This is a genomic window from Streptococcus suis (genome assembly GCF_002960445.1).
Taxonomy (GTDB): Bacteria; Bacillota; Bacilli; order Lactobacillales; family Streptococcaceae; genus Streptococcus; species Streptococcus hyiners.
In genome coordinates, this window is the sequence record NZ_POJD01000063.1 from 1 (window position 1) to 335 (window position 335).

Consider the following 335-nt stretch of genomic DNA (forward strand, 5'->3'; position numbering starts at 1 on the left):
GAATGAAGGTAAGAGTACAACTGCGGCTAGTCTCGCTATTGCCTATGCTCGTTCAGGTTATAAGACCGTCTTGGTGGATGCAGATATCCGAAATTCAGTCATGCCTGGTTTCTTCAAGCCAATTACAAAGATTACAGGTTTGACGGATTACCTAGCAGGGACAACAGACTTGTCTCAAGGATTATGCGATACAGATATTCCAAACTTGACCGTAATTGAGTCAGGAAAGGTTTCTCCCAACCCTACTGCCCTTTTACAAAGTAAGAATTTTGAAAATCTACTTGCGACTCTTCGTCGCTATTATGATTATGTTATCGTTGACTGTCCACCATTAG

Annotated in this window: 1 protein-coding gene; it reads left to right on the forward strand. The window is 41.8% G+C overall.

The features are described 5' to 3' along the window. The coding region (locus tag C1G53_RS00330; protein WP_153046624.1) for a polysaccharide biosynthesis tyrosine autokinase at window positions 1–335 on the forward strand (335 nt) is incomplete at both ends.